9 protein-coding genes are annotated in these 9,484 nt (G+C 62.9%); 5 read left to right on the forward strand and 4 right to left on the reverse strand.

The window, feature by feature from the left end:
- Position 1 precedes the first annotated feature (1 nt).
- Together AC07ZH_RS00605 and AC07ZH_RS00610 are read left to right on the forward strand one after the other, a co-directional pair.
- A complete protein-coding gene (locus AC07ZH_RS00605) occupies positions 2-1,078 on the forward strand; it encodes a serine endopeptidase (protein WP_495198110.1) in 1,077 nt (358 codons plus the stop codon).
- A gap of 96 nt (positions 1,079-1,174) precedes the next feature.
- Positions 1,175-1,570: a DUF3597 domain-containing protein gene (locus AC07ZH_RS00610; RefSeq protein ID WP_495198111.1), complete on the forward strand. Its 396-nt coding sequence runs from the start codon at positions 1,175-1,177 to the stop codon at positions 1,568-1,570.
- Positions 1,571-1,680: 110 nt separating this feature from the next.
- On the opposite strand, the gene AC07ZH_RS00615 is transcribed toward AC07ZH_RS00610, so the two are convergent.
- Positions 1,681-3,327 (reverse strand): hypothetical protein, encoded by a 1,647-nt coding sequence (locus AC07ZH_RS00615; RefSeq protein WP_495198112.1) that lies wholly within the window; start codon positions 3,325-3,327, stop codon positions 1,681-1,683.
- A gap of 214 nt (positions 3,328-3,541) precedes the next feature.
- On the opposite strand from AC07ZH_RS00615, the gene AC07ZH_RS00620 reads away from it, so the two are divergent.
- Both AC07ZH_RS00620 and AC07ZH_RS00625 read left to right on the forward strand, forming a co-directional pair.
- Positions 3,542-4,225 carry a response regulator transcription factor gene (locus tag AC07ZH_RS00620; RefSeq protein WP_495198113.1) on the forward strand — a complete coding sequence of 228 codons (684 nt, stop codon included), beginning with the start codon at positions 3,542-3,544 and terminating at the stop codon, positions 4,223-4,225.
- Positions 4,226-4,244: 19 nt separating this feature from the next.
- Positions 4,245-6,092, forward strand: coding sequence for a sensor histidine kinase (locus AC07ZH_RS00625; protein WP_495198114.1), 1,848 nt, complete (start codon positions 4,245-4,247; stop codon positions 6,090-6,092).
- 113 nt (positions 6,093-6,205) lie between these two features.
- Here the strand turns inward: AC07ZH_RS00625 and AC07ZH_RS00630 are convergent, their stop codons facing one another.
- Both AC07ZH_RS00630 and tgt read right to left on the reverse strand, forming a co-directional pair.
- Positions 6,206-6,712 (reverse strand): hypothetical protein, encoded by a 507-nt coding sequence (locus AC07ZH_RS00630; RefSeq protein WP_495198115.1) that lies wholly within the window; start codon positions 6,710-6,712, stop codon positions 6,206-6,208.
- Between the two features lie 151 nt (positions 6,713-6,863).
- Positions 6,864-8,036, reverse strand: a complete 1,173-nt coding sequence (gene tgt, locus AC07ZH_RS00635; RefSeq protein ID WP_495198116.1) for a tRNA guanosine(34) transglycosylase Tgt — start codon at positions 8,034-8,036, stop codon at positions 6,864-6,866.
- 305 nt (positions 8,037-8,341) lie between these two features.
- Here tgt and AC07ZH_RS00640 point away from each other — a divergent pair, with 305 nt between their 5' ends.
- Positions 8,342-8,812, forward strand: coding sequence for a universal stress protein (locus tag AC07ZH_RS00640; protein ID WP_119109328.1), 471 nt, complete (start codon positions 8,342-8,344; stop codon positions 8,810-8,812).
- Between the two features lie 9 nt (positions 8,813-8,821).
- Here the strand turns inward: AC07ZH_RS00640 and AC07ZH_RS00645 are convergent, their stop codons facing one another.
- On the reverse strand, positions 8,822-9,208 hold the full coding sequence (locus AC07ZH_RS00645) for a hypothetical protein (RefSeq protein WP_119109327.1): 387 nt from the start codon (positions 9,206-9,208) through the stop codon (positions 8,822-8,824).
- Positions 9,209-9,484 lie beyond the last annotated feature (276 nt).

Raw genomic sequence — 9,484 nt, forward strand, 5'->3', positions numbered from 1 at the left:
AATGAGCAAATCCCTGCGCCTGTCCGAAAAATGGTTTCGCCGTGGCCTGTGGTTGGTGGCGCTGGTGTTTGCCAGCTTCCTGATCGGCCTGGGCGGCACCATCGTGGGCGACCTGCCCAAGGTGGAGACGCCGCTGGCGCTCGACAACTTTCTGAACCAGCCCGCGGCCCAGCGGCTGCGCGAGCAGTTGCGCGGCGAGCGCAGTGCGGCCGAGGCCGCCGACAGCGCCCTGGCCCAGGCGCAGCTCCAGCGCAGCAAGGCGCGCAGCGAAACACGCGCCCAGCGCGAGAGCTTCAACAATTGGCTGGCCACGCGCAGCGTGACCCAGCGATCCGAGCAAGACCCCGAAGTCATCGCCCGCACCCGTGCGCTCGACGCACAGCAGCGCGCCGAACAGGCCCAGCAGCGCGCCGTCGAGGCGCAGCAGCAAGCGGCGCTGGACGCACGGCAGGCGGCAGCGCAAACGCAAAAGCAGCTCGACAGCATGGAGACCGCGGCCCGCGCCAAGCTCAATGAGGAAATGCGGCGCGTGGAAATGCGCGTGTTCCTCTACCGGCTGGCGCTGACCCTGCCGCTGCTCGTTGTGGCCGGCTGGCTGTTTGTGAAAAAGCGCAAGGGCACCTACTGGCCCTTCGTCTGGGGTTTCATCTTTTTCGCGCTGTTCGCCTTCTTTGTCGAGCTCGTGCCCTACCTGCCGAGCTACGGCGGCTACGTGCGTTACGTGGTGGGCATTGCGGTAACCGCGCTGGTGGGGCGCTACGCCATCCTGGCCCTCAACCGCTACCTGGAGCGGCAAAAACTCGCCGAAGCCCTGCCGGACCAGGAGCGACGCAAGGAATTGAGCTACGACGTGGCTCTGGCGCGCCTGGCCAAAAGCGTCTGTCCCGGCTGCGAGCGTCCGGTGGATTTGAAGAACGAAAAGATCGACTTCTGCCCGCACTGCGGTATCGGTTTGTTTGACCGCTGCGGCGCCTGCAACACGCGCAAGAGTGCGTTTGCGAAGTTCTGCCATGCGTGTGGCACCAGTGCGCAGGCCAGCCAGCAGGCAGCGGAACGGGCGCCGGTCTTCTTGGCGTGATACAAAGCCCCACAGTACTCAAGGATTCATCCTTGGGTGTTGTGCCAAACCAACCGCAACTTCGACGTCCACCTCAACGTCACCAAGGGAGCATTTATGGGTTTCTTCTCCAAGATCTTTTCCAAAATTTTCCCATCGGCCAACGCAGCTGAAGTCGTCGTGGCACCACCCCCCGCACCGGCTGCCGCAGATACGCCGGCCGCACCGGCCGCCCCAGCCGCGCCGCCTTCCATCCCGATGGGGGATGTGGCGCCCATCCTGGATGCGATGCCGGGCGCCAGTGCGCTGAACTGGCGCACCTCGATCGTTGATCTGCTCAAGTTGCTGGGCTTGGACAGCAGCCTGTCCGCGCGCAAGGAGCTGGCCGGCGAATTGTTCTACAGCGGCAGTGACGAACCCGGTTCGGCCGCCTGGAACATCTGGCTGCACAAGCAGGTGATGCGCAGCATCGCCGCCAACGGGGGTTCGCTGCCCCCTGAGCTGCGCGACTGATTCGCCGCGCAACCGCGCTGCATGAGGCCCTTGCTATCTCGCATGGCAGGGGCCTGTTTTATGGCGGCGCTAAGTGGGTCGGATGGGGGCACATAGGCCCCCACCTTCAATCAAATACCAAGTTTGCTTTTCAGTGCTGCCCAGGCGGTGCTGTTCAGGCGGTTGCTCGTGCTTTGGTTGAACGCCACGGTAGCCTTATTTTCGCGAGCCATAAAGACACGGGGACCGCTGAGCGGGCCATCTGTGAGTCCAGGAACCCCTTGTGCGACCTCGACATGCAAGCGGGTGTGGTCCATGATCGTCGGCGCATTCCCCGAATAGCGCAAGACGCGGACGCCATTCACGGTGCTGATGGTATAGGTGCCCGTCTGGGTCGCGACGCAATTGGCGATGCTGTCCTGGCTGGCGTTGTAGTCGCATCGATAGAACTGCGCGACCCCGGCTATGGGGCTAGTGGCGCCACTGAAAGACACGCGTAACGTGCTTGTTTGGCTGTCCGCACGTCCCAGTCCCAGGGTGCCACCACCCGTGACGAGTTTGACTGCAGCGCTGGGTTTGCTGGCAATAAGCTGTTCGAGTGAGGTAATGGTTGCAGCAAGGGGTTTGTCGGTGCTGTCGACGTAAATGGCTTGCGCCAGATTGAGCTTGGTACGCTGGTCGATATAGGCGTTGGCTGGAAAAGCAGCGGTTCCCAAAGCGGTCAGCAATGGTGCCGTGGGTAGCGCGTTGTTAATGACATTGGTACTGGGGTCTGCCTGCATGGATGTGACCACGCTGGCCATAGTTTGGCCAGCAACATCGGAGGAGACAGTGAAGCCCGCAGATTGCTGGGTGTTGCAGTAAGTGCTGCGGCTAGGATTGCCTAGTGTCCCGACAACGGCGGCTGCGGCATTGCAATGGACCCATCCGGCGCTGGAGAGGTAAACCTCGGTGTACAGCGTCCCCTCGACCATTGCGGTACTGTTGGTTTGACCGCTGCGCATATCGACTATCTGTACTGGACCGGTGCCGGCAGACTTGCCCAGAATGTCCAAGGTGCGCACTTCGTAGTTCGCCGCATCGGTGTAATGCAGCTTGGCCAGGCTTCCCGCAGCCGGGCTGACGGCTGCTGTCTGGTCGCCCACCTGCAAGGAAGCGCCTGCCTCCAATGCGGCTGCGGTGATTTTGGCCATCATGCGGGCGTTGTCCTGAACCTGGTCCGCGTTGAAGCTGGGGTCGTCTTGGTAGTTGTCGATCTTGGAATCGGCGATGCCCAGTTGCGTGGCAACGTTGGCCCGCGCCACATTCTCGGCCATGCCCTGTGCCATCCCTACTTCGACCAGCGAGGTTAAGGGATTGATCTGCCCGCCCTTGCCCGGCACCTGCTTGAGTACGTAGGCCTTGTCGGTACTGCTTGTCGTTGGGTCGGCGGCATCCAGGGTGGTTGTTGCATCGGTGATGGCGCCGGGCACCATGGGAGCAATGAGCGAAGCGCCTGCCGCCTGCGCCGCAGTCACCTTAGCGGGATCGTAGGTGAGGCTGTAGGCGCCATCAGCCCCTGTTTTTGCCGAAGCCGGTTCGTCCGCATCGCAGGCATTATTGGCATTGAGGTCCATGCACACCACGGCATTTTTGATGGCCTGGTCCACGGTTACCGTCCCGGTGAGCGTCGCAGGAGTTGCCGGTGCTTCGGTCGAAGTGCCGCCGCCGCAGGCGGCAAGCACCAACAGCGCAGAACCTGACAGGGCCAGCGAAAGAGGTTTCATTTTCAGCAACATGCAATTCTCCAAACGAACAAAGAGTTGCAGGTTAAGAAAGCTGGGTGATCTTGTGCATCCCCCGTTCATGGGATGGCGCAGCGGCCGGTGTTCGGGTTGACTCGGCGTCAGGATTGGCCTGTAAACGGTACGGAATGTCGGGGGCGGAACAGCCGCTTGCGCCTTCCCCAATCCGTGGCATGCTCGCCAAGGGTCAGACTGCTGTGGAGTTGTAATGTGGCGTGTCCTGATTGTGGAAGACGATGCCCGGATGCGCGATTATTTCGCGGCCAATGTCCGCAGCTGCCCCGAGCTTGGTCTGGCGGGCGAGGCCGACTCGGTGGCAAGCGCCTGTGCATGGCTTGATGCCAACGAAGAAGCCGTCCATGTCCTCTTGGTTGACCTGGGGCTGCCAGACGGTAGCGGCTTGCAGGTGATTCGGCATGCGGCTCAGGTTCACCCGCAGTGCGAATCGCTCGTGATCTCAATGTTTGGCGACGAAGACAACGTGCTCAAGAGCATCGAAGCCGGCGCCCTGGGCTATATCCACAAAGACGCAGCGCCGCACAATATCGCCACATCGATCCTGGAGATGAAGGCCGGGGCCTCGCCGATTTCACCCATGATCGCGCGGCGTGTGCTCGCCAAATTTCTGACGCTCAACCAGGCCCATGCTGTCAGCGCCCCCACAACGCCCCTGCCCATGTCGATAAGGCCGTTGTTGTCTGTACGCGAGCAGGAAGTTCTGGAGCTTATTGCACGGGGCTTCAGCTATGCGGAAATTGCCAAATTGCATGGCGTCACGGTGCACACCGTGCAAACACACATCAAGAATCTCTACCGCAAGCTGGCGGTGCGATCCCGCGGTGAAGCCGTCTACGAGGCCACCCAGCTTGGCCTTCTGGGTACTGGTCGCTAGTGTTTTTAGGGCACCAAGCATGAGCATGCGGGGGCGCCTCATCCTGGTCTGGCTTTTCCTGGCGCTGGGAGGCCTCCAGAGTTGGGCGGCTGCGCCAAGCGCGGTGCTTCGTCTCGACTCTGCGGCCGGCGAGTTTCACCCCGAAGGAGCCGCCACCGTCCATCGCCAGACCACTCTGCCGTATGCGTGGGACTATTGGCGAGCCGGAACGCAGGGCAGTGCGCAGTTTGAAATTTCGTTCCCGCTGAACCAGTTGTATCCCGACGTGCCGTATGGCCTGTACATCCCCAGATTGGGCAACGCCTACGAAATCAAATTGAACGGCATGCTCCTGCAGCGCCGCGGCGCCATGGATCGTGCTGGCGGGGCAGACTTCGCCCAACAACCACGCCACATTCTTGTTCCGTCCGATCTGCTGACGCATGCCAACGTGTTGCAGGTTCGAATCCGCACCGACGCGGGGCGCCGCGGCGGACTCTCCAAACTCTATATTGGGCCGGAGACAGAGACGACCAAAATGTACCTGCGGGCCTACCATTTGCGCATCACGGGGTCCGTGTTCGTTGCAGGGTTCAGTTTGTTCGTGGGTCTGATGGCGCTGATCTTGTGGTTCACCCAAATCGATACCAGTGTCTCAGCTAAAACGCGGCGTGATCCGCTGTACCTGTTTGCCGGTTTGGCGGAGGTGTGCTGGAGCACGCGGGTAGGCGACGTATTGATTGAGAGTCCACCGCTGCCTTGGCCGCAGTGGGGTGTGGTGCCGGTGGTGGCCATGGCGATCTGGACCTTTTGCATGTCGCAGTTTTGTATGCATGCTGCGAGTTGGTCCAACCAACGTGGGGCCGTTCTGCTTACCCGTTGGATAGGGCTGTTGGCCTGGCTGAGTGGCCCACTGGCGTACATCGCGCTGGCCTACCAGCGACCCTTGGTATTGACACTTTGGTATGCCCTTGAACTCGCGAGTTTTGTCGTGTTTGGTGCGTTTTTTGTCGCGCGAAGCATGCGCCGCGCGCAATGGTCCTCACGCTGGATCGGTTTCGCCATGTTGCTCAACATAGCCGTTGGCGCACACGATTTCTATGCTTTCCGCATTGACCCGAGCTACCCTGACAACTCCTGGATGCGGTATTCACCGACGGTGTTCGGCTTGGCGCTGGGTTACTTTGTGGTGACGCGGTTCCGTGCGGCCAGCGCGCAGTCGCGTGATTTGCTCGCCAATCTGGCGGCTCGCGTCGCCGAAAGAGAGCTGGCGCTTCAAGAGAGCTATGTCCGTGTCGAAGCCCTGGCGCGCGAGCAAGCACGTAGTCTGGAGCGCGCCAGCATCTTGCGCGATATGCACGATGGCGTTGGATCGCACATCAGTTCCGCCATTCGCCAAGTGCAATCGGGCGTGGCACAACCGGATCAGCTTCTTCAAACCCTGCGCGACTCTTTGGACCAGCTCAAGCTCACTGTGGACTCGATGCACCTGCCCGCCGGTGATGTTGTCGCCTTGTTGGCCAACCTGCGCTACCGGCTTGGGCCTCGCCTGGAAAGCTCGGGTATCACCCTGCATTGGGATGTCGATTTATTGCCGCCACTGGAGCGCCTTGATGCACAGGCCATGCGACAGCTCCAGTTCATTGTGCTGGAGGTGTTCTCCAACACCCTGCAACACTCCATGGCCGATATTCTGAGCATCACCGTCAAGGCACAAGGCAGTGGCCTTCGTTTGCGCATGACCGACAACGGCAAGGGGTTTGATATCCAGGAGCCATGGCACAAGGGACTGACCGGTCTGCAAGAGCGCGCTTGCGCCATTGGCGCGCAACTCTCCATCGCCAGCATTCCAGGACAAACCGCCGTTACGCTGGATCTCGAGCGCTGAGACCGTGAGCCTGCTTTAAACGGATGGATGGAGCGGGCAAGCGCTACGGTGGGTGCGGTGTCCATTGAGGGCGCACTGCTCGCCGGCCTGCACCCACAGGCGCTTTGCAGGCATCAGCTGCGAATGGCGCGCATCCAGTGCGTGGTGATGCGGCGCAGCGTGCGCTTGATCACGCGGGCCATGCGCCACGGCGCCGAGGCACGTACCTGCGCCAGCAGCAGGTCTTTCCAGCGTGTCCAGCGGCCGTACCACCGTGCGAACCATGTGAGCTGCATCAGGGCGGGCTGCGTCAGGTTGAACAGCCGAGCGACGACGGCCGTGCCTACCAGCTTGGCCAACAGGATGACGGCAAGCCCGGCCACCGCGTGCCCTTCGCCGATCAGCCACAGCGCCAGCAGTTTTACGGGCAGCAAAGCCAGTGCGGGCACGCAAAAAAGAACCAGGGCCAGCCAGGGCGGTGCGCGGCGCACGGCGCTTTCGATCCAGCGCAGGCCCGGCCAGCGGCCGAGGGTGGCGAGCGCCCGCTGCAGCGGTTCCCAGCCCCATTCCTCGAACAGAATGACCAGCGCCAGCAGCCATTTGAGTGGCGCCAGGGCTGTGTGCAACACAGTTTTAGACAACGGTTTCTTCACGCTGGCATTGTGCGCGTGCCGGTTTGCGTCGCGCGAATGCGTCCGATCAAGCCCGATCGCGCCAGGTACGCAGCAAAGCAGGACGGTGCATCGTGGCTTCGACTGGAGGTCGAGAGGGGGAGCCCCGCTTTACCGAGGCTTACACCCCGCGCGCCCGATCCGCCTTGAACCGCGCCCGAAACTGCGCGAACTGCCCCGCGTCCAGCGCCTCCCGTACTTCGCGCATCAGGTTCAGGTAGTAATGCAGGTTGTGGACCGTGGTCAGCATGGGGCCGAGCATCTCGCCGCAGCGGTCCAGGTGGTGCAGGTAGGCGCGACTGAAACCGCCGCGCCCGCCTTGGTCCCACGCCACGCCCGACTGGCCCGCGCAGGCGTGGCAGGTGCAGGTGGTATCGAGCGGCTGGTGGTCCGTCTTGTGCCGGGCGTTCCTGATCTTCAGGTCGCCAAAGCGCGTGAACAGCGTGCCGTTGCGGGCGTTGCGGGTCGGCATGACGCAGTCGAACATGTCCACGCCGTCGGCCACGCCCTGGACCAGGTCTTCGGGCGTGCCCACGCCCATCAGATAGCGCGGCTTGTGCTGGGGCAGTTGGTGCGGGGTGTGCGCCATGATGCCCAGCATCTGCTCCTTGGGCTCGCCCACGCTCACGCCGCCAATGGCATAGCCGGGGAAATCCATCTCGACCAGGCGTGCCAGAGATTCTTCGCGCAGGTTGGTGAACATGCCGCCCTGCACGATGCCAAACAGCGCATTGGGGTTTTGCAGCCGGGCAAATTCCTCCTGGCTGCGGCGCGCCCAGCGCAGGCTCATTTCCATCGACTGGCGCGCTTCGCGCTCGGTGGTGAGCTGCCCCTTGGTCTCGTACGGGGTGCACTCATCGAGCTGCATCACGATGTCGCTGTTCAGCGTGGTCTGGATCTGCATGCTCACCTCGGGCGACATGAAGAGCTTGTCGCCATTGACGGGAGACGCAAAGTGCACGCCTTCTTCGGTGATCTTGCGCATCGTGCCCAGGCTCCAGACCTGAAAACCGCCCGAGTCGGTCAGGATGGGCTTGTGCCACTGCTCGAACGCGTGCAGGCCGCCAAAGCTTTGCATCACGTCCTGCCCGGGGCGCATCCACAGGTGAAAGGTATTGCCCAGGATGATCTGCGCGCCCATATCGAGCAGGCTTTGCGGCATCACGCCCTTGACGGTGCCATACGTCCCCACGGGCATGAAGACGGGAGTTTGTACCACTCCGTGGTTAAGGGTCATCGCCGCGCGGCGCGCGTGGCTGGTGGGGTCGGTGGTGAGGAGCTCAAACTTCAGCATACGTGCGATTGTCACCGCTAGAAGCGGCAGTTGAATGCGCCTGCCAGTGCTGCGATGGGCGGGCCAGGCAAGGCGTGAGGACGCCGCGCACTCCTGTGCGCAAGGACGAGCAACGCCGCATGGTGCGGCCAGCGTGGTGCTGGTGGGTGCATAGCGCTGTTTACCCCCTGGGTGAGTGCCAACGAAGCCAACAATGCCAGCCACCATGCTCTTGTCCAGACAATGGAAAGCGGTCAACTGCCGTTTCTAGGGTTGGAGCGCCCGACCGCTACACTGGCCGCCATGCTCTTAGAAGAAAGTCCCGTATGCCCAGAATCCTGATTGCCGTTGATGGCTCCGAACTCGCGCTCGACGCCGTGCGCCACGCGATTGGCCTGGTGCACGCTGGTTTGCGTGCCGACTTCGTACTGGCCAACGTGCAGGAGCCGGCCACGCTGTACGAGCTGGTCGTCTCGCGCGACCCCGACCGCATTGCCGCCGCCAGCCTGGAGGCCGGCGCCCACCTGATGGCCGGTGCCCGCGCGCTGCTCGATGCAGCGGGCCTGACCTACGAGACGGAAATCGGCATGGGCGACCCGGCGCACACACTGGTGGATTTGATTGAGAACACGCAGAGCGACATGGCCATCATCGGCGCCCGCGGTCAGGGCGCTATCAGCGGCGCGCTACTGGGTTCGGTGTCGCAGGCACTGGCGCATTCCAGCCCGGTGCCGGTCACCATCGTCAAGCATGCCGAAGCGCCGGAAGTCCCAGAGGATGAGGACGGGGCCGAATAAACCGCAAGCTCAGGCGGCGCGGCGCGTTGTCTCAGGCGGGCGCTGCAGCTTGCCGTGCGGCAGTGTGGCGAGGCGCTTGAACATGCGCCGGCAGTAGCCGGCAATCCACAGGCATTTGTTGAGTTCGTCCACGGGCAGGGGGCCAGACACCACGACCAGGTCGTTGGCCACCGCCTGATTGCCTGCCGCGCGCAGGCGCCGGCGCGTGTGGTTGGCCCAGGACTGGATGCGCACCGGGCTGCCGTGCTGGTGCACTTCACCGGTGTGGGCGTCAAAGGCAATCGCCACGGTGTCGGTCTTGAGCTTGAAGCGCCGCTCGCCGGTCACGGCGCTGGGCACGTCGCGCATGTCGTACAGGTAGTAGCTGCCGGCCTTGAGCTGGTATTGCATGTCCATCGGAGGCTCCTCTTGTCCACATTGTCGAGGGCGCAAGGCGCCGGCAATGGCCGATTAAACGGTGAGAAAGTCGCCCTGTTCAGGCGCCTGCCGCGCGCAGCCATGCCGGTGTCGGCGCGCGTGCCATTGTGGCGGCGCTTCGGCGCGATGGCGCAGAACTTGAGGGCGATGTCGTAACGAGTTGTGATCGGACGCTGCTGGCCGCCTTGCGCGTTCGTCAGCAGCGCACAACACTGGCGCGGCCCCAGGCGTGGGACGCCGAGCAAAGGCCGCCCC

This window comes from Simplicispira sp. GW247-4R2A (genome assembly GCF_059424465.1).